General features: G+C 31.9%; 18 protein-coding genes and 1 pseudogene. 1 reads left to right on the plus strand and 18 read right to left on the minus strand.

The features are described 5' to 3' along the window. Positions 1-3: 3 nt before the first annotated feature. From ACVRZD_RS07085 to dnaG, 17 genes are all read right to left on the minus strand, one after another. A complete protein-coding gene (locus ACVRZD_RS07085; RefSeq protein WP_037625829.1) occupies positions 4-1,422 on the minus strand; it encodes a DUF2142 domain-containing protein in 1,419 nt (472 codons plus the stop codon). Further along, positions 1,409-2,674, minus strand: a complete 1,266-nt coding sequence (locus tag ACVRZD_RS07090; RefSeq protein ID WP_037625831.1) for a lipopolysaccharide biosynthesis protein — start codon at positions 2,672-2,674, stop codon at positions 1,409-1,411. Before ACVRZD_RS07090 ends, ACVRZD_RS07085 begins: the two co-directional genes overlap by 14 nt. Then, positions 2,664-3,011 carry a DUF2304 domain-containing protein gene (locus ACVRZD_RS07095; RefSeq protein WP_037625833.1) on the minus strand — a complete coding sequence of 116 codons (348 nt, stop codon included), beginning with the start codon at positions 3,009-3,011 and terminating at the stop codon, positions 2,664-2,666. The genes ACVRZD_RS07090 and ACVRZD_RS07095 overlap by 11 nt, the downstream gene beginning before the upstream one ends. Position 3,012: 1 nt before the next feature. After that, positions 3,013-3,705, minus strand: a complete 693-nt coding sequence (locus ACVRZD_RS07100) for a glycosyltransferase family 2 protein (protein WP_037625834.1) — start codon at positions 3,703-3,705, stop codon at positions 3,013-3,015. Between the two features lie 7 nt (positions 3,706-3,712). Beyond that, entirely contained in the window at positions 3,713-4,498 is a 786-nt protein-coding gene (locus ACVRZD_RS07105; RefSeq protein WP_447450385.1) for a glycosyltransferase family A protein, read from the minus strand. Between the two features lie 11 nt (positions 4,499-4,509). Further along, positions 4,510-5,529: a UDP-glucose 4-epimerase GalE gene (galE, locus tag ACVRZD_RS07110; protein ID WP_230588943.1), complete on the minus strand. Its 1,020-nt coding sequence runs from the start codon at positions 5,527-5,529 to the stop codon at positions 4,510-4,512. Positions 5,530-5,849: 320 nt separating this feature from the next. Continuing rightward, positions 5,850-7,448 carry a sulfatase-like hydrolase/transferase gene (locus ACVRZD_RS07115; RefSeq protein WP_037625838.1) on the minus strand — a complete coding sequence of 533 codons (1,599 nt, stop codon included), beginning with the start codon at positions 7,446-7,448 and terminating at the stop codon, positions 5,850-5,852. Then, entirely contained in the window at positions 7,445-9,202 is a 1,758-nt protein-coding gene (locus ACVRZD_RS07120) for a rhamnan synthesis F family protein (protein WP_447450386.1), read from the minus strand. The genes ACVRZD_RS07115 and ACVRZD_RS07120 overlap by 4 nt, the downstream gene beginning before the upstream one ends. Next, on the minus strand, positions 9,199-10,944 hold the full coding sequence (locus ACVRZD_RS07125; RefSeq protein ID WP_037625840.1) for a glycosyltransferase: 1,746 nt from the start codon (positions 10,942-10,944) through the stop codon (positions 9,199-9,201). Before ACVRZD_RS07125 ends, ACVRZD_RS07120 begins: the two co-directional genes overlap by 4 nt. 15 nt (positions 10,945-10,959) lie before the next feature. After that, positions 10,960-12,156, minus strand: a complete 1,197-nt coding sequence (locus ACVRZD_RS07130) for an ABC transporter ATP-binding protein (protein WP_037625842.1) — start codon at positions 12,154-12,156, stop codon at positions 10,960-10,962. Further along, complete coding sequence (locus tag ACVRZD_RS07135) at positions 12,156-12,962, minus strand: ABC transporter permease (RefSeq protein ID WP_037625844.1); 807 nt, start codon at positions 12,960-12,962, stop codon at positions 12,156-12,158. Before ACVRZD_RS07135 ends, ACVRZD_RS07130 begins: the two co-directional genes overlap by 1 nt. Continuing rightward, complete coding sequence (locus ACVRZD_RS07140) at positions 12,963-13,895, minus strand: glycosyltransferase family 2 protein (protein ID WP_037625847.1); 933 nt, start codon at positions 13,893-13,895, stop codon at positions 12,963-12,965. Then, entirely contained in the window at positions 13,885-15,039 is a 1,155-nt protein-coding gene (cps2T, locus tag ACVRZD_RS07145) for a beta 1-4 rhamnosyltransferase Cps2T (RefSeq protein WP_447450389.1), read from the minus strand. The genes ACVRZD_RS07140 and cps2T overlap by 11 nt, the downstream gene beginning before the upstream one ends. Positions 15,040-15,157: 118 nt before the next feature. Further along, positions 15,158-16,009, minus strand: a complete 852-nt coding sequence (rfbD, locus tag ACVRZD_RS07150) for a dTDP-4-dehydrorhamnose reductase (protein WP_447450387.1) — start codon at positions 16,007-16,009, stop codon at positions 15,158-15,160. A gap of 95 nt (positions 16,010-16,104) precedes the next feature. Continuing rightward, on the minus strand, positions 16,105-16,443 hold the full coding sequence (locus ACVRZD_RS07155; protein WP_037625849.1) for a metal-sulfur cluster assembly factor: 339 nt from the start codon (positions 16,441-16,443) through the stop codon (positions 16,105-16,107). A 272-nt stretch (positions 16,444-16,715) separates the two neighbouring features. Further along, on the minus strand, positions 16,716-17,825 hold the full coding sequence (gene rpoD / locus ACVRZD_RS07160) for an RNA polymerase sigma factor RpoD (RefSeq protein ID WP_447450388.1): 1,110 nt from the start codon (positions 17,823-17,825) through the stop codon (positions 16,716-16,718). Positions 17,826-17,833: 8 nt separating this feature from the next. Further along, on the minus strand, positions 17,834-19,645 hold the full coding sequence (dnaG, locus tag ACVRZD_RS07165; RefSeq protein WP_037625851.1) for a DNA primase: 1,812 nt from the start codon (positions 19,643-19,645) through the stop codon (positions 17,834-17,836). 124 nt (positions 19,646-19,769) lie between these two features. Between dnaG and mscL the strand changes: the two genes are divergently transcribed. Next, positions 19,770-20,153 carry a large conductance mechanosensitive channel protein MscL gene (mscL, locus tag ACVRZD_RS07170; protein WP_037625853.1) on the plus strand — a complete coding sequence of 128 codons (384 nt, stop codon included), beginning with the start codon at positions 19,770-19,772 and terminating at the stop codon, positions 20,151-20,153. A gap of 205 nt (positions 20,154-20,358) precedes the next feature. Here mscL and ACVRZD_RS07175 read toward each other — a convergent pair. Further along, positions 20,359-20,470 (minus strand): annotated as a pseudogene (locus ACVRZD_RS07175) (IS200/IS605 family transposase); the annotation flags it as partial.

The raw sequence follows: 20,470 nt of genomic DNA on the forward strand, positions 1-20,470 counted from the left end.
TCCTTATAATTGATAAAACATAAAAATAATATAATAAAGAATTGGAACGCAACCTGCAAGTACAGTCCCTATTACATAAGATTTACTCAAAGTTATTTTTGTAGGGAAAATAGAGACAACAAGCATCCAATATGGTAAAAAATACCTTGGTTGAACCCCACCAATAGTGTCTGAAGCAACAGGGTTAAATTGTAAGTAAAGTATAGCAAAAGTTATTAACAGAATAATCAAAAATAGGATAATTTTATAGCTATTAAATAAAAAAACTGGTATTTTTTTGCAACTTTCTTGTAAACTTTCTTCTCCAATAAAGATACTTGTAAAAATAGCGACTAGATAAAAAAATGATGGTAAAATTGGCAATAACATATAATATGGTTGATCTGCATAGCCAAGTTGCATACTTAAAAAATTATAATTCGATATTTCCTTAAAGAAGATACGAAATGCTCTAAAAGGTTGATGCTGAATAAATGAAATCTGTTTACCTGTGTCTGCTACGACACCAAAATAAGCACGCCCATCTACATCTCTAACAATATAAAGCCATAACAAAGTAATAAAGGCCAATGAAAGAATAAGAAATAGCAAATAGATTATCTGTTTAATAGAAACTGATTTACTTCTATAGCCAAAAAATATTATAAATAAAATGAGTGAAACTAGCAAACATGCCGGTGGCTTAGCTAGCGTTAATGCTAAAGCAACACAACTATAGATTGCTAATTCTTTATTAGAAATTCTTTCACCGTTAATAACTTGATAAAAAATAGCAAATGTATAAGCTAAAAAGAGAGGAATAATTCCGAATACAAAACTGTCAGCAGTAATACTCGAAATACTCAAAAAATAGGGAGGTGCTAATGTTATTAACAATAAAGTCATTTTCCCAAATGGTAATTTTCTGACAGCTAGTAAGATAAGAGTGAAGGAAACAAGAAAACCAGCGATTTTCATTGCTATAAATTCAGTAGCAACATTAAATTTGAGATAGTGATTAAGATAAGCGACACTTACAAAAGGAAAATATTGGAAAGGCATATAGTTAACTGCCGTCACACTTATCCTATAAACCATTTTTTCAGTATAACTTAGACGATTATAATTATCTTCCCAATTTAGGTCAATAGACTGGATCTTTTTATCAAACAACTTATTTCTGAACGCCTGATCCACAAACTCATTTTGATGCACCGAAATATTACCACCGTATTTAGTTGGATTTCCCTTAATAGTTCTTAAAATATCACCATTGGCAATCTGTATGCTACGAACATAGTGAATCTCTTCATCATACCAGCTAGTTGGTTGTCTAACAAAGACAGAAGAAATACCTAAAATAAATAATAAGGTCGCTAAAATACCTAATACCTTTGTATGTAAGGGATCTTTCGTTTTAAAAAAATTATTAAATAATTGCATTATTTCTCCTTTTTACCAATTGGAAAGTGACAAGCGACAATATTAACCACACTAACATTGTCAAAACAAAACTTAGTGAAGCGCCAAATATTTGTAACTGTGTAACCAAATAATTGGTAACGAGCAGTGAAAAAATAAATGCGCCAAAATAAGGAAATAATAATAATTTTTGTTGTCTCATGGCAGTCATAATATTATCAATAGCTGTTGCAAAACTCCCTATCGATCCAGCTAACATAATTAACATAAATGAAATGTGATAGTTCTCCAACTCTACACCATATAATAAATTTAAAAAAGGAATCCCCAATACAAAGCTAACAAGTAGGATTAAAAGACTCAAAATAAAAAGATTTATAAAGAGTCGCTTTTGTAATGTTATCAATACTTTGTTATGTTTTTTTGTAATTGCTATTGCCATCTCCGTGATAACAGGTCTAAAAAAGAGCATCATTAAATTCATAACGAAAGCTGGCATAAATAGAATATTAAAAATTGTCTGTGACCCTTGGGCAATTTTTCCAATATTGGTCATTGTTTCAAGGGAATATTTGGCTTGATTATAAATATAAATAATTAAAAAACCATTAATAAACAAGGGAAGACTTTCTCGCATTAATTGAAAAGCATTCATTACTGTATTTTTCTTAAGTAAATTAGAAATCTTTATAGTTTCAAAGGTAAGAGAATAACCAAAGTCATATAAAACAATAAATAAATATGAACTGAGACATAATAGTTTAAGACCTAGTAGAAGATCTTTACTAAAAGTAACAGTCAGTGCAAAGATAAGAAAAATAATACTATTTCGAAATGTGAGTGATTTCCCAGCGATATCTAATCTTTCATGTTGTTGAAATAATCCTTGAAAAAGATCCGATATAGCGTCCGATAAACGATAGAGAGTCACATAAAAAATTACCTGCACTTTATCTGAATCGTAATGACTTAAAACCAAATAAATAATAACAGCAATTATCATCAAAGCACAAGAAACTATACGAGAGAAAAAATATTCAGTAAATGAATATTTTTCTCCAATATCAGTTGCTTGAAAATTCCTAACTTGAAATAAGCCAATCACTACCAATAAATTGGCAAGCGAGTAAGCAAAAACATAACGATCTGAATCTAATGAGGGTAAAAACCGAGTTACTACTATCAAGAGTACAACTGAAATTACAGCACTTGAAAGACTTCCCATCATATTCCAAAAAAATGTTCTTTGATAGTTACTTATTTTAGTCATCATTTTTCTCATTTTCCTTATTAAATAATGCAATATATTGAATAAGATTTTTTAATTTCACTTCATTTTTTGAAACTTTTTTTGTTAAACGGTATTGGTTAACAACTAGCATAAAGATAATTATCAAAAATACAAAATTTGCCGGAGATTGAAAGCCTACTGCTTCTGCTAAAATAATAATAAGATTAGGTAATATTGCAAAAATGAGTAACACTAAGGAAAATAATAACCAAAAGAAACTTTCTTCAATTTGTAAGTTAGACTTTCGTATGCTTCGTAATATTACAAATGCTGTCGCTATAGAAACTAAAGCAAGAATTAACTGAATTCCAACTGTCATCTTACTTCTCCTTTCTAAAGTTTTGAATAACAATAATAGAAACAAACATGTGAATCATATAAGTTATAGACCGTGATAGGGTTAAATAAGATTGACCTGCTTCACGATCTTGCATTTTCACTTGAACTTCTTTTACTTTCAAACCTTTGCGAATTAAAAAAGATATTGTATCAGGTTCTGGAGTGAAATTGATATTTTTCGCAAAATGTTGAATTAAAGATTTATTAAACATTCGCATACCTGAAGTTGGATCCGCTAAACTTTGACCTGTTGTCAATTTAATAAGTGAACTCAACAAAATATTACCAAACATCCTCAAAGAATTAGGCCTTTTTTCAGTCACAAATCGAGACCCAATAGCACAATCATAACCTTCGTCAATTGTACGACTTAAATCAGCTATATACTCCGGTAAATGCTGTCCATCTCCATCAAATTGCACTGCTTTTTCGTATTGATACTTCATCGCATATTTAAAGCCAGTCTGTACAGCAGCTGTTAAGCCTAAGTTTTCAGGTAAATCAATAATATTAAAACCATACTGATGACAAATTTCTGAAGTCTTATCAGATGACCCGTCATTAATAATGACATAGTCATAGCATGAATAATTCAATTCAAGATTTGAAACAACCTTTTCAATTGACTCTTCTTCATTATATGCTGGTATTATTATTAGGGTATTATTTTTCATTTTTTTCCTATTCAAAGTTTGATTTTTGACTCTTCTCATATTGTACCATTAATAATCTAGCTATCCACTTTGGCCAAAACAATAGATACATCTCTAAATCTTCTTTACTTCTAACATTTTCTGAAATAGTTGCTGATGTTTCTGATTCATCATGGATACGGTGATACATTAAAATATCTGCAACATACTCAAATCTTCCATTAAATCGACTACTAATATCATACCAAGCATACCAGTCTAAATTAGTTCTAAAAGATTCTTTAAAACTAAATTCAGGAAGTTTTGCCAAATTATAGGTTACTGCTGGACATGAAATAGCATTCCCAAATGCCAATATCCGATTTCTCCAAAATTTTGATCCTGGCATGAGGCTTAATGTTTTAAGCATATTGCGTTTTATTTTCAAATTAGTAGTGTATGCATCGGCTTTGTTGTTACGATATTCTGCGTAATCTGTATAAGTAATAGCTGTATCTCTATTTTTTTCAAAAGCTTCCATTGTTAATTTAGAAAAATCAGGCAAATAGATATCATCTTGATGCGCTATTGTCACATATTGTGTATCTACAAAGCTTAAAGCATTATTCCAGTCTTTACCAATGCCTCCTCCTTCTTTTGAATATAGTGGGATATTATATTTTTGACATACCCCCTTAATTAGATTATTAGGGGTAGATGTATAACAGATTATCTTTGTTTTTAATGTTTGAGCTTTAAGAGATTGCATACAGTCTTCTAAAAAAGAACTTTCTCCATAAGCACAAATGACAAAGGTGTGTTGTTTTTCTAACATATATTCCTTTCTTAATCGTTAAAGCCATTTGGATGTTGACTTTGCCATCTCCAGGCATCACGACACATGCGCCCAATATCATATTTTGCTTCCCAACCCAATTCGTTTTTTGCTCTAGAAACGTCAGCAAAGCATATTGAAATATCTCCTGGTCTACGCGGTGCTATTGTGTAAGGAATATCTTTACCCACTATCTTCGACATATTTTCAATTATTTCTAAAACAGAATAACCCTGTCCAGTACCTAAATTATAGGTGTACAGTCCACCTGAGGACATAAATTTTTGTAGTGCAGCTACATGACCCTTCGCTAAATCAACGATATGAATATAATCACGAACTCCTGTTCCATCTGAGGTTTCGTAATCATTACCGAAGACTTGTACAGCCTCTAATTTTCCAACAGCCACTTGGGTTATATATGGAAGTAGATTATTTGGGATACCTGAGGGATCCTCACCTAACTCTCCTGAAGCATGTGCTCCAATAGGATTAAAATAACGCAATAAAACAATTGTCCATTTTGAATTAGATTTATATAAATCTCTAAAAATGTCCTCAAGAACTAACTTAGTCCGTCCATAAGGATTTGTTACAGATAATGGGAAATTTTCCTTGATGGGAACTACCTCTGGATCCCCATATACAGTGGCTGAAGAGCTAAAAATAATATTGTAACAATGAAATTTCTGCATCACCTTTAAAAGAGAAATCGTTCCACAAACATTATTATCATAATAAGTTAAGGGGATTTGAGTAGATTCTCCCACTGCCTTTAATCCTGCAAAGTGAATGACGCCATCTATTTTTTCTTTCTCAAATATTTTCTCTAGTACTTCATAATCTCGAATATCTGCGTTATAAAACGTTAGTTTTTTCTCAGTCAAGGATTGTACCTTATCTAAACTTTTCTGATGACCATTACTAAGATTATCAACAACAATAACTTGATGACCATTTTCTAATAATTCTAAACAAGTATGTGATCCAATAAACCCAGCTCCACCTGTGACTAATATCCTAGACATAATATTCTCCCTTTTTTACAAGCATTAATAGAACTAAATATTTCCAAGCTAATACATTCCATTAAAAACAGTCAACCGTTCTAAAAATTACTCATCTAAGTCGTTATAATAAAAATTAAAATTACTCAGAATAGCAATATAATAGGTCAATCACAAAAATATTTCGATTAACGTATTGGATTAATTTAAAATCTTCAGAAATCTTTTATTCAGTTAATTATTATATGTTAATTGAGAAGAGTTTGCAATAACTAACAAAACTATACAATCTAATCTCATTTTTAATTTTAAAGCATGATTCAATCTTTCGTTATAGCAAATAATCATTTACTATTTTTTAATTTTAAATGATAATATTTTTCAATTAAGTTAGATACTTTAATCTTATCATTCTGATTCAATACATCTATTTTGGAATTTTTTGTAGAATAAAAAGTTCCCTCTGAAGAAAATACAGTATCTAATTTACTTTTGCTTTGAGTATTAAACAAACTATCCCCTAAAAAATAATTTTCTTCTGAAATATCAACAAAATCAAGAATGGTAGGAACTAGAGATAACGAATTACGGCCATTAACATCTCGAACTTCTGGTTTAACTCCTTTATAATAAATAAAAAATGGTACTTTATCTAAATTGCCAACGAGACGGTCCGCACCAAAGGCTTTTATATAATCATTGTCAACATAAGTCGCATGATCAGTCGTGAAAATTAGTATTGTATTATCAGATATTCTAGAATTATTGAACTTATTCATAAAATTGTTAAACTGAATATCTAAATTATAAAATTTATTTAAGATAGCACTCTTACCATCTTTAAAATGTTCATCCTCTGAATCTAGACTTAAATGTGTACCAAATGTATACATACTTATGAAAAAAGGATTACTTTGATTGGATTTTTTTTCAATTGTTTGAAAAAGAAACTCATAAGCATTTTTATCTGAAACTGTTGAACTCACATTATTAGGTGAAATAACATTTCTAAAATTCATACCATTTAGATAATTCGTAAAGTCCTTATTATTGGGTTCTGTATTCAGAAATGTTGTATCATAGTTTTGATTTGCTAAAATATCTTGTAGAGAAATTAATTTATTTTTTTCATAATTTGTTGCTTGGTATCCCGAATATAACTGTCCTCTTATACCTAAGTATGTCGCAAAAGTATGATTATAATAATTACTAAAGGAAATACTATTTTTTTCGTATTTTGCTAGATTGGTCATCAAATTTCGTTTATCATGTAAGATACTTTCGGAAAGACCTTCTGTAAAAATTAAGATAATATTGGGTTTTTCAGAAAGTTCTTCAGGTTTATTAATAGCATTCGTAATATCTAAATTTCTGAATTCTTCATTCACTGAAACAATATCATGCTTTTTTATTCTCTCTAACATGACGAACCTTTTAAAATAATTATTTGAAATAGAATAGTAATTCAACAATGGTGTTGTATCTACTTTTTTATTGACAATCATACCAATTTCTAATGAAAGCAGTAAAAAAAATGTCAAGATTAAATATTTAAATTTTTGACAATATTTTCCAACTGGTAACAAGCTAAAAACTATAGTGATGAGAGCTGAAAAAACATATAATACCGCATGCCCTTTCAGCGCTTCTAAAGAATCAAGGTTTGAAAGCATATTGCTAGTCAAATACGTTCTCCCCAAGATTTGTATAATTAATTCAATATTGAATAAAAATAATAATATAACATTGAGAATATTAGCAATATAGAAATTAACTGCTAATATTAACTCACTAATAATAAAAATTAAACCAAGTTCAATTAAACCTATATAAAACACCTTACTATTCGAAGTTGAAAACAAAACCATTAGCAATAAAATCACTGTGAAGCTATATTTAATCAACGTAGAAATAAGAATTTTATTAGTATCTATTTTTTTCATTTATTTTTAAAAAACACTCTCTTTACTATATATTTTATTGCACTTCCTGGTCCTCGATATAGATATTTCAATGCTCCCTTAATCCCACCAATATGATCAAAATTGACATAAGTATTTGGCATTAGATCTGGTCTAATATTTAATACTTTATTATCAACAAATGGTGTAATATATATATCATTTTTTGATATTCTATAGTCGTAATCATTTGCCCAAGCCATATAGATAAGAATTCTTTCAATAGAATGTAGTATTGTATGCTGAGGTAATGGTTCTGATGGAATTTCTTCCTCTGAAATATCAAGATTGAGTAGAGGTTTTAAAGCTTCAACTTTAAACCATATAAAAGTTCCATAGCTCATTATAAAAGTATCAAACTTAGTAAAATCTAATTCTCGTTGAAGATTCATTTTCTTCCATAATGAATTCATACCCTCAGCAAACCTATTTTCATTCCATGGATCAACTATTTTCGTATATCTAAAGAATGATGGAATATCAGCGATAACTATCCCGAGCTTTTGATTTAACTCAAAATTGGAAAGAATATTATCAGCTTGATGAATTAGCATTTGATATAATTCATTTCTCCATGAATCTCCAACCCAATGTGGGTACTCAGGAGATTTTTTTGTATGAAAATGACCAACGTAGTCATATCCCATCAAAATTTCTTTTAATTTCAACATTGGAATAATATCTCGGCCTTTATTTCCTGTGATATAAATAGTTGCTACTTTTCCTTTATATGAAAGTATCTTATTAATTTCTACTTTTTTTTCGTGTGAATCTGTTGTTAAAAACAGATCGTACTTAAAGTTAAAGTGCTCAAATTGTTCCAAAAATTCTTCTAATAGATCAACATAATAGGTATGTAAATGAACAGCAACTTTTTTAGTATTTGAATAAGCTTCAGGTACTTTTGTTAATACCTTTCGATCAATTAAATAAGCTGGAGTTGGCTGACTGACATCAGTCATATGATCAAGAATGAGATTAATGGGATAGTTTGACTTTTCTTCTAGGGCTTTCAGCAAGTATGGTGATAGATGTTGAGATAAATCAAATGTTTTTATTTTAATGAATGGTACTTTATTATCTAAAAGAACGTGTGGATAATGGATAGTAAAATTAGAATGGAAAAATTGATCAGAGATAGGAACAGTATCTAATATTGTTCTATATTTAAAACCCGCATCAGTAAATAATTTAGTATACTGGGTTTCATAATTGTCAATGACCTTTTGAACATCAGAATAGGATTCAATTTCCTTCCAAAAGTTTTGAAAAACATCAGAAGCGACTAAATTTCTTTTAAATGACATAAAGTATGATTGTAAATGTTCATGAATAAATATTTCTCTTTGATCAACCTTATTATGGTTCGTCATTCCCCAAAAATCAACAGTAGAGTCTTCTTCAAATTGTGTATAATATGGTTGGATATCCCAAATAGGGCCAAAACAAGTATCATTCATACAAGTAACAGAATCGAATGATTTAACTTCATCATATCCAATTGCACACATACCATCATGCCATGCTGCAAAATCATAGCCAACATTTTCACGTTGAATAAATGAATCAATTAATTGTTTTTCTTTAAGACTATCAACTTCAACTGATGATAATTGACTATTGGAAATAAAGACAACTTTTGAAAAAAGTGGTCTCATTTGTTCTAATTGATAATAAATATAATCACTGATTTTATTATTTTTATTAAAATGAACATATAATAATAAACGTTTCATGTTTTTCTCCTAATGGCATTTATAATTTTTGTTAGTATTTTCCAACGTCTTGAACTGATGACAGAATGGTACCTGTCTATTGTCGCTTTTAGAGCTTCTTCAAGTTCTAGTTTTTCATTATTCAATTGCTCAAATCTAAAAAATCGACTTTGTACTTGTTCTACTATATCAAGTAAATTTTTCTCATCTTCTTCATTGTTAGCAAAATTATTGATATCCAAACTACGATATTTGAACAATAGTTCTTGACTATTCCAATGTCGAACATCATAAATAATTTGTGGATCAGTTTTCAAAAAAACATAGTTATCTTGATAAATAACTCCATTAGTCCACCTAGGTAAAATTTCTGTACATTTCTCTAAAGCTACTAGCTTAAGATTATTATAAATACCCGTATCCTCTCCTAAGTCAATTCTAACTCTTTGAGTATCTTTTGGCATTAGAAATGTAATTTCACCCTCTTTATCTAAATCAAATATTTGGCTGTTTGTGTTACAAAAAGTCTTTAACTTTGTCTCAAAATAAATTGTTATTTGTTTACGATTAATGTGATAAAGTATCTCCTCATTAACTGTATCTCCCAAAAGAAAACTAATTGCATCCAAATTTGATTTAGGTTTGTCCACATTCTCTATCTCATCAATAATTGATTTATATACCAAATCAAGCTGATATCTTTTTCGAGCTTTAACTGCCACTTGAAGTGAGTTTTCTTTTTCAACTGTAAAATTATCTAATAAACAACTCATATAACTCGTTAACTCATCCACATTTCCAAGTGAGTAACAGGAAGACAACCCAAAGAAATCAGAAACTGAAAGGTAGCCCGGGTTACTCGAAAAAATTGTTGGAATACCATTCAAAATTGACTCAACTAGTGAAAGACTAAATACTTCCATTTTAGAATTTAAAACACAAATATCAGCATCTGTAACATATTGCCAAGGTTCTCTCTGGTTACCTAAAAATTGAACAGAATTCAAACTATGTTCTCGGATAAAGCTATCCATTGCAAACTTTGTTTCTTCTTCCCAACCTCCAATAAAAATCAAAGGAATCTCTGGACGATTCAATTGATAATAAGCCATTAAGAGTTCCATTTGATTTTTATTTTCATTTATTTTTCCAATTGAAACAATACGTCTAGTGTTGGAATGCTGTAAAGAAAAGTCATTAATCTTTGAATAAGGAATAAATGATTGAACGGGCTCTAGAGGGGAAAAACTATTATTTAGTGATTCACTCAATTTTTTTGAAGCTGCAAATACTTTATTCGACTGAGAAACTATAAATTGGAATTTTTCCTTATAATATTCAAATTCTTCTGCTGGATTCTCATGAATCAACCACAAGTGGGGAGTCTTTTCTGCTGCTGCTGCTATAGCCCCCTGAAAAACATTAACCGTATTGCTAATTACCACATCTATCTTTTGTTCAACGATAATTTGTCGAATTTGTTTTATATTATACAAATAAAAAATAGAACGTTTTTCATGATTCCCATGTAATACACCTGGTGATTCTTCCCACCACCAGTTAAGAGTTTCCAAAGAAAAACTCTTAACATTAAACTGTTCCATACGTTCAAGGTAGGCAGGATATGTCGCATCAGCATTCTTTGGAAACACATTAAACACCTTATAGCCTGTTTCATTCAAATAACCCATTAAATTAGTAATAGCAATCTCTGCACCATTTTCAAGTGTCCCTGTTGGTGAAATAAATAGAATATTTTTCATAACGTTACCAACTAACTACTTCCAAGAACTACTACGTTTCAGCATTCCTGTATTAGCATCCCACTCACTTTCGAGTGATGTGTCTACTTTTCTATTAATGACAATGATTGGAGCAGTGGCTGCTGGAGAAAAAGCTAAAGCATGTTTTTCTGAATCGCGAACAGTAGCAGTTAATTTCAATTTAGCATGATTTAGATAGTTCAATTTACATGTAAATTGAACCACTTTTTCACCAGCTCCTGTAGTATGTAAATCAATAGAATTATCATTATATACACCAAAATTTGTATCCATGTCCAAGAATGATAATGCAATATGCGTGTCAATATTCTTTAGAACATTGTAAGTAAATTCAATGATAATATTTTGATCTGGACTAATTTGAGCTGGTGTAAGAAGTTTAGCATCAAAATCTTGAATCATCTGACTAACAGCTTCATCCTTATTTTCAAATGATTTTCCGGCTACAATAACATTATCAAAACTGTATTGATTAGCTACTTCATCCGGATGTCCTGCTGCTTTAATTAATCCTTCTTCAATTAAAATAGCCTTATTGCAATATTTCTTGACTGCCCCCATATCATGAGTAACAAGAATGGTTGTTTTGCCACTTTTTTTTCGTTCTACAAAATAATCATTACATTTACGTTGGAAAGCTTCATCACCAACAGCAAGCACTTCATCCAGAATTAAAACATCTCCTTGAGCTTTGATTGCTACTGAAAAAGCCAATCTAACTTGCATACCACTTGAATAGTTTTTTAACTTTTGATTCATGAAATCATGTAATTCTGCAAAATTTACAATATCATCATACATTGCATCAATTTCTTCAGTATTAAAACCTAGCATTGCGCCATTCATATAGACATTTTCACAACCTGTTAGTTCTGGATTAAAGCCTACTCCTAATTCAATAAAAGAAACCATTTTCCCATCAACAGTTACACTCCCTTTTTCAGGAACATAGATTTGGGAAATAATTTTAAGTAAGGTAGATTTTCCTGAACCATTTCGTCCAACTATACCAAAGAAATCTCCTTCCTCGACCTCAAAATCAATATCTTTTAAAACTTGTTGTTCCTTGTAACCCTTAATTCCTTTAAAGCGATTAACTAATGCTGTACGAAGGCTTTGAGTACTCTCAGTTGGAAGCTTAAAATATTTACTAACATGATCAACTTTTACAACTATTTTTTTATCTGACATTAAAGAATCTCCGCAAACTTTTTAGAATTTTTATTAAAAATAATGTACCCGAAAACAAATATTAAAATCGGAATAATATATGGTATTACAGCAATAGTCTTATTACCAATCAAATCCCACCCACGCATTGCACCTGGAAAAATTATAAAATGACGTAAATCTTGAATGATTTGCGCTAACGGATTAAGCATCATTACTTTTGCCACCGTAATTTGACCACGTTGAATTATAAAAGTTAGCGAGTAGATAATCGGTGTAGCATACATACCTGCTTGTAATACAACCTCCCATATAGGACCTATGTCACGATACTTAACAAAGGATGTCGCTAAAATAAAAGCAATCCCAGTAGATAGCAAAAGTAATTCAAAAACCAATGGGATAATAATTAACCAACCAACTGTTATATGAACACCATTTACTAGCGCAAATATAAAAACAACTAAAAGATTAATTGAATAGTTAATTGTTGCTCCTGCAACAGATGAAAAAACTATTATTTCTTTAGAAAAATTTAGTTTTCTCAGAAGATCCCCACGAGATACAATTGACATCATCCCCATATTTGTTGCTTCTGTAAAGAAATTCCAAGTGACCATACCAATTAACAGTCCAATCGCATAATGTGGTGTCCCATCATCAAATCGTAAAAAGCGCACAAATACTAAATACATTATTGTAAATAATAACATCGGTTTTAATATCGACCATAAATGACCAATTAGACTCCCCTGATAACGAAGTTTAAAATCAGTTTTAATCATTTCTCGTAATAAAATTCTATTTTCTTTGCTTAACAAATTCACTTACTTTCTCCTATAACCTAATTTTGTAATAATTAGTGTTCTAAATACAAATGTATGAAACGCTCTATTTTTTCGGTAACCAAATTTTTTGATTAACGCTAGTCGTTTGCTTAATGTCTGATCAACTAATGAAACATATGAAGCCACCAATTCTCTATTATGGTGATTTAAATCTAATTCAAGCAAATGTCTTGCTTGTTGTTGGCTGGAAGTGATAAGCCACCAATACTTTTTTAAAGATTTGCTTGGACTAGTCCAACTTTTCATACGTTTAGTCCAAGTCCTTGCACCAAGAACGTTATTTTCATGCTGACGATACAACTCAGTTGGTGTATCCAGGTAAACTAAATTCCCCTTAGCTGCTGCAATTAAAGCCAAATACCAATCATGCATCAATAAATCATCGAAAACTGTCCATAGCTTAGCTAAGCTATCATTAATAAGGGCTGTTCCACCAGTTACAGTATTTTCAGTTAGTTCTGATACTAAACTTGTATTTGCTTGATAGGATTGAAATCTAATCATACTGTCACGAATAACATGTAAATCACCATCAACAATAGATAAATCGGTATACACTAGTAAAGGTAATTGAGGATCATAGTTACTTGCTTCGTTCAAGGTGACTTCCAACTTATTAGGTAACCAATAATCATCTTGGTCACTAAAAAAATAAAAATCCGCCACTTCATACTTAACTAACGTGTAAAAGTTTTTGATAACCCCAAAATTTTCTCTATTATTCTCATTAATGAAGATAATTCGAGAATCTTTGTCTACAAATTCCTTGATAATTTGAGGGGTGTTATCTGTTGAGCCATCATCTCTTATCAATAGCTTCCAGTCAGTAATAGTTTGCTTTTGAATACTTTCGATTTGTTGCGCTAAATACTTCTCCCCATTGTATGTAGACATTAGAATATTAATTTTCATCTAAAAATAAAGCCTCGTATTCCCCTACTATTTTTTCCCATGTATAATGCTCTTGAATCACTTTTTTTGCTTCTTGTCCAAGTGAATCATAGTTAGATCTGTCATCAACACTATCAATTAATTGTGATAAATCGTTTGCCTTTTTTGTCCAATAAAGTGCACTGGTTCTAGCAACTGATTTATTAAAGTCGACTCCTAATACCAAATTGAGATTTGTGTGAGCTAGCGCCTCTAATAAGCCAGGGTTGGTTCCACCAACCTCATGACCATGAATATAGGCAAATGCATTTTCCCTGATATAATTAACAAGTTGTCTGTCATATTGTGTACCAATGAATTTAACACGCTCGTCTTTATTACAGCCAGTTTTTTTGATTAAGGTATCATAATAGGCACTACCTTCATTATTACAAATGATAATCAAGTCACGTTCAGTATGTGAAGCCATAAATTCTTTAATAATGGTTTCGTAATTATTTTCAGGAACAAAGCGACCAAGAACAAGATAATAGCCTTTTTCATTAAAATCAAACTGATAAAAGTAATCTCGCACAAGCTCATCTTCAAAGACTAATTCAGAAGATGTCGTATCTGTCCCATAAGCAATAAATTTAGTTTTAGCCCATGAATAGCTATCATTAATATACTTTTCAATACCACTATTGTCTGAAATCACTAAATCTGCTAATCGCGTCATTTGCTTTTCAGCATACTTCAAATACCATCTTACTGGTAATGGCCATTTTGACCTTTTCCATTCAAGACCGTCAGGATTAATATAGAAAACCCCATTACGATCGCGAATTTTTTTTACTAACGGACCCATAAAGCCACCTATGGTATTGCCCAACAAATAAAAAATAGGTTTTTCAATCTGATGCTTGTCTATATATGATAAGGCATACGTAATAGCCATCATATCATAAGCAATAACACGTGCTGGCCCTAGTTTAGGAGCTTTGATATAGAAACAATCTGCCCCTTTATAATCAAAATGCTCCTGATGCTTAGAATCGCTCAAGCAAGCGACATGGTATTTAATGTCATTTGTTATTTGATGTGTGATTAACTGATCAACAAAAGTCTCAAAGCCCCCGTATTTTGCAGGTAATCCACGACTTCCAATAATAAAAACATTTTGCATGCCACAATGCCCCATTCTAAATAATATCAATGTTTATTATAGCATAAAAGACAAGCAATAGCTAAACTTTAACAATAGAAAAAAAGCCAAAGTAGAGCACTTTAGCTTAAGGTAATTGTTATTTTTTTTCTTGTTTATAAAACTCTTTCAAGGCATCCTGCCAGGTTGGTATCACAAATCCAGTTGCTTTTGCTTTATCTAAATTCATTGTGGAATTAAGAGGGCGTTTTGCCTTTGCCGGAAATGCTGATGAGTCCACAGGAGAAACTTCAACATCAGTGTCTTTTAAAATTTCTTTAGCGAAATCATACCAAGTTGTATCTTCGTTAGCATCATTTGATAAATGGTAATACCCAAAGTCTTTATTATTCTCAGCTAAGTAAGTCATGAATTCAGCTAATGTACGCGTCCAAGTCGGTCGACCATGCTGATCATTTACAACAGTCAATTTTGGATGTTTTTTTGCTAAATCTTGCATTGTGAAAACGAAATTTTTACCATAGTTCCCAAATACCCAAGCAGTTCTAATGATATAGAATTTATCAGCATATCTTTCAACTGCTTCTTCACCTAATCGTTTTGTTCTTCCATATTCTGTTTTAGGATCAGGAACATCAGTTTCTAACCACTCTTCCCCAACAGGTTTTTCGCCATCAAAAACATAGTCAGTTGAAATATAAACTAAAGTAGCATTATGATTTTGACAAGCTTTTGCAATATTTTTTGTTCCATCAACATTAATTAATTGGTTGAGTTTTTTTCCTTCATCCTCTGCAGCATCAACAGCTGTATAAGCTGCGCAATGATAAACTAAAGTAGGTTTCACTTGTGAGAAAACATCATCTACTTTTTGGGGATTTGTAATATCCATCTCAGCGACATCAACAGCAACATACTCTTCATTTCTTTCGTCTAATAAATAACGAAGCTCTGTCCCGAGTTGTCCATTACTACCTGTAATTAAAATCATTTATTTTCTCCTTTGACTTGATGATTGATTACAAACTTTTTCATTATACCTCATTTTACAATAAAAAAAGGGATTTTTCATCCCTTTTATCCTTTTTATCGTATTCCTAGCGCAATTCGAGCATAGCGACTCATTTTTTCAACTGACCATGCAGGATACCAAACAAGTTTCACTTCTACTTTAGTAACTTCTGGCACATCCTTCATAACATCATGAATTTGATCAGTTAGTAGATCTGCCAAGGGACACCCCATTGTTGTCAAAGTCATATCAATTTGAGTATGACCATTATCTTCAAAATGAATTTCATAAATCAAGCCAAGATTAACAATATCAATCCCTAATTCTGGGTCAATTACCATTTCTAAAGCTTCTAAAATACGATCTTTGATCTTTGCGACTTGTTCATCAGTATATTTTTTGTCATCTGCCATAGCAAATTCCACTCCTTTTATACTATCTATATTAGCAATAATTGAAGAAGGTCATTTGACCTTCTTCAATTATTATAGTTTAGTTGTCATCATCGTTGGCACTATCACTAAAAGTGATAATAAAACGACTATTAGTTTATGACTCGCCATTAAAAAGATCCCTCGGACCTGCGCTCCTTTTTTGTTTCAAGGGAGCAGTTAGAACACCACACTAGACACTAAGGCTCGTTTTTTATTTCTAGCTCGCCGTTAAAAAGGTCCTCCGGATCTTTTTAATCCTCAATAAAGTCTCTTAATTGTTTGCTTCTGCTTGGGTGGCGTAGTTTTCGTAAGGCTTTTGCTTCGATTTGACGGATACGTTCTCTTGTGACATTGAAAACTTTACCAACATCTTCCAATGTACGCATTTTACCATCGTCTAAACCAAAGCGTAAACGTAAAACATTTTCTTCACGGTCAGTTAGGGTATCTAATACCTCATCTAATTGTTCACGTAATACAACACGAGTTGTGTAATCTACAGGATTTTCAATTACTTCATCTTCAATAAAATCTCCAAGGTGACTATCATCTTCTTCACCAATTGGTGTTTCAAGAGATACCGGCTCCTGAGCAATTTTCAAGATTTCACGCACTTTGTCAGGTGTCATTTCCATACGTTCAGCTATCTGCTCTGGTGTTGGATCTTGACCTAATTCTTGCAAGAGGTTACGTTGCTCACGGACTAATTTATTGATTGTTTCAACCATGTGGACCGGTATACGAATCGTTCTTGCCTGGTCAGCAATTGCACGTGTAATGGCTTGGCGAATCCACCAAGTGGCATAAGTTGAAAATTTAAATCCTTTAGAGTAGTCAAACTTATCAACAGCCTTCATAAGTCCCATATTACCTTCTTGAATTAAATCCAAGAATTGCATACCACGGCCTACATAACGTTTTGCAATTGACACTACCAAACGTAAATTAGCCTCAGCAAGACGTTGTTTAGCTTCTAAATCACCTTGGTCAACAGCCACAGCTAATTCTTTTTCTTCTTCACTTGTTAAAAGTGGAACAACCCCAATTTCTTTCAAGTACATACGAACTGGGTCATTAACTTTAGCTGAATTACTTCCAATTAACTGTTCATCTGTTAATTCTTCCGGCTTTGGCTCTTCAACAATATATTTTGATGAAGGATTGCCTTCTTTATCTGTAATAGATATACCGCCATCTGTAAGGCGTTCTAATAAATCATCAATTTGATCAGCATCTAAAACGAAGGGAATTACTAGTTTTTCTGTAATTTCGTCATCAACTGCAGATCCCTCTTTTTTATGATTACGAATAAAATCTGCAACTTGAACACTAAAAGTTGTTATATCGTTTTCTTTAGCCATTTTTTCCTCTATTCCATGTTTCGTTTTTGTGCTATTAGATTTTCCAAGACTTCTAAGGCTAATTTGTGATCACCCTTATTGCTAGACTCTCTAACTTGTTTTCCTTGTTTGTGAATATCTCTTTCACTAAGCAATCGCTGGCGCTTCATCATTAAATCGTCCATTTCACTGGGCGCAACTTCTTCTGGAAGATTCTCTTCTAAAACACGATAATATGCTTGATTGACTTCCTCTGAAAATTGCGATAAATCAAAAGGACTTATTTCACCATTTCTTTTTAGGAGCTGATAAATCTCCTCTAAGCTAGGTGTGTCAAAATAGAAATCCTCTTTTGTTCTGAATTCATTTAATAAATAATCATGATGCATCATGCGATGTAAGATTTGATTCTCCGTTCGAACAAGTGCTGTGATACTTTTACTGATGGGAAGTGAAACCACAGTCGGTTCATTAGTCAACAGTTGACCTTGTCGCTCTTGTCTTTTCTGAATGCGATAGCTATTTACAGACTGTTCCACTTGAAAATAATCAAAATCAGGAAGCAAATCAGATACCCGATTAATGTAGGAATTTTGTGCTGTGATAGATGGATCTACAGCAATGATCTTTGCAATCTTTTCCACGTATGCGATTTGTGACTGCAAATTATCCATATTTTCAGGTAACAGATAATCAATAAAAAATTCAGTACTACTAATTCTAGAATGACTCAGCAAATCAGCTAGATCTTTTTCAGAATGGCGTTGGATAAATTCATCTGGATCCATTTGATTTGGAATCCTGACAATTTCAACTTGAAAGTCTCTTAACAGTTCCAAAGATTTAGCAATGGCATTTTGTCCCGCACTATCCCCATCATAAGTAATAACAACCTTTTTCGTTATTTTCTTAAGACGGTTAACATGCTCAATTGTTAATGCTGTTCCCATCGAAGCTATCGCATTTTCAAACCCAGCTCGATAAGCTGCTATAACATCCATGAATCCTTCCATCAAAAATACTTCATGTGTTTTTGCGATGACTGGTTTTGCTTTATCTAAATGGTAAAATTCAAGAGACTTATTAAACAGAACGGTTGCTCTTGAATTCTTATACTTGGCGACTGGTGCTTCTTGATCTTTTTTTGACCATATGCGACCTGAAAAAGCAATCGTATTTCCTCTGTCATCTGTTAAAGGAAACATAATACGGTTTCGAAAAGCGTCATAAATCGTATTGGACTTCTCTGATAAATTAAATAAGCCCGAAGCAGCTAATTCTTCTTCACTATATTTTTTTGACAAACTTTGAAAAAGGAAATTGCTCTCATCAGGAGCAAGCCCAATATTAAAATGCTCCAAAAGCTCATCGGTCATCCCTCTTTGATAAAGGTATTGTCGAGCTTCTTGTCCAACAGTGGTTGTCATTAGTACAGCATGATAAAACTTTAAGGCATCTTCATGAATTGCAATTAGTTTCTGATGTGCAGAGATTCGAGGGCTATACTCTTGCCTTTGAGGTGCAATATCAACAACAATCCCTGCTCTATCTGCTAAGATCTCAACACTTTCTAAAAAGGGAACCTGCCGATACTCTTCAATAAATTTAAAGACATCACCTGACTTACCACAGCCAAAGCAATGAAAAAATTGTCTATCTTCTATTACATTAAATGAAGGGGTCTTTTCTTTGTGAAAAGGGCATAACCCTAAATAATGCTTACCAGAACGTGAAAGACTGACAACTTCTCCTATAATATCAACAATATTGAGACTATTTTTTATTTGGGAAATCATTTCTTTGTCAATTGCCAAATCGTCACCTCCCCACAAAAATCCCATTATAATATTATTTTTATTATACCATTTGAAAGAATTTTTGTAAATTTTAAAAACACAGTTAAATTGGTTGTCAATTTCATTAAACTTATGTTATGATAAGTTAAATATGAAAAGGGGAATTCAAATGATCAAAGAATTGAAAGAATTTTTGTTTAAAGGCAATGTTTTAGATTTAGCTGTAGCCGTTGTTATTGGTGCTGCATTCAAAACTATCATTGACTCTTTAGTTGCTGATGTGATTACACCACTTATTTTAAACCCAGTATTAAAAGCTGCTGGTGTTTCAAACATTGCTCAATTAGCATGGAATGGTGTTAAATACGGAAGCTTTCTCGCTGCAGTTATCAACTTCTTAATTGTTGGTACTACGCTATTCTTCGTTGTCAAAGCTGCAAACAAAGCTATGAGCTACCGTAAAGTTGAAGAAGAGGAAGAAGTTATCGCTGGTCCTACTCAAGAAGAATTACTTGTTCAAATCCGTGATTTACTTGCTCAAAAAGAAGCTTAAGTCCAGATTAAAAATTGAAGCCTATGGCTTCTTTTTTGTATTCCCATCTCACATTTTGGAAATCATAACCACCCCCGTCAAACGGGTGGTTTGGTCCAGGGCTATAAGCCCAAATAACTAGCCAGCGCCTAAAGACACTGGCTTTCACTTTGTTCAAGCCTTATTGCTTTTGACTCGTCACTAGCCTCTTAAAGAGGCATTTGTATTACTTGCTATTATCCCTAAAGGGATCCTCATATTCTTTCACACTCAATTTATCTAGTGCTATATCATGTTTTTCTTGTTCTTGAATATATTTTTTTATTGTAGCTTCATTT

Source organism: Streptococcus hongkongensis, from assembly GCF_053206145.1.